Genomic DNA, 741 nt, shown 5'->3' with positions numbered 1-741 from the left:
GGCGCGTGCCGATGACGCCGGGGGTTTCGATCGTGACGCTGGCGGTGCCTGGGTAGGGATTGGGGGGGGCGTGACACTGTGTCTGCGCTCTCCGTCACTCTTGCTGGTCGGGTGATTGCCGATATTTGTCCGGGATCGGACGGACGAACGCCGCCAGGACGCACCCGACGATCAGCGCGCCGAGCTTCACCAGGTCGAAAGAGTCGCCCTTTTGCACGGTCTCGATCAGGCCGGTCAGGGCGAGCCAGCCGATCGCGAACGACAGAAATGGCGTCATGGCCATACGCAGCCGCGGGGGCAGCCTGTTCGCCAACCGTGCTGTTACCGTCGCCATTCAGATCTCCTCTGCGTAAAGACATGTCACGATGGTCTTCTGTCCGCAATCTGGCCAGGCGCCGCCCCATGTTCGTTCGCCCTGAGCGCAGTCGGAGGGTGGGTGCCGGGGGGTGGTGCTTCGACTTCGCTCAGCACGAACGGGGGTTTGGGGCGGTGCTGCGGTTGGGTGTGGTTCGCCCGTGACGTCTCGCCAATTCCTCCCCGGCGGAGGCCGGGGTCCAGTTGGGGGACGGTGCTGACGGGCGTTGCGCTTCGTTACTCTGGCTTTCCCACCTGGGCCGCGGCCTTCGCCGGGGTGGGGGCTCAGGTGTAGGGTGCGTGTCTGGCGGTGCTTCGACTTCGCTCAGCACGAACGGGGGGTGGGGGCGGTGGTGCGGTTGGGTGGGTTTCGCCCGTGACGTCTCT

Annotated in this window: 1 protein-coding gene; it reads right to left on the bottom strand. The window is 66.5% G+C overall.

The window, feature by feature from the left end:
- Positions 1-94 precede the first annotated feature (94 nt).
- Positions 95-334: a hypothetical protein gene (locus tag sphsw_RS17345; protein ID WP_152555544.1), complete on the bottom strand. Its 240-nt coding sequence runs from the start codon at positions 332-334 to the stop codon at positions 95-97.
- Positions 335-741: the final 407 nt, after the last annotated feature.

Source organism: Sphingomonas sp. FUKUSWIS1, from assembly GCF_000733135.1.
Classification (GTDB): domain Bacteria; phylum Pseudomonadota; class Alphaproteobacteria; order Sphingomonadales; family Sphingomonadaceae; genus Sphingomonas; species Sphingomonas aerolata.
Note: the sequence above shows the minus strand (reverse complement) of the source record. Positions and strands in the feature narration are given on the sequence as shown.

Bases quoted from the DNA above. Each gene is read 5' to 3' on its own strand.
- sphsw_RS17345 (WP_152555544.1), bottom strand. From the start codon at position 334: ATGGCGACGGTAACAGCACGGTTGGCGAACAGGCTGCCCCCGCGGCTG.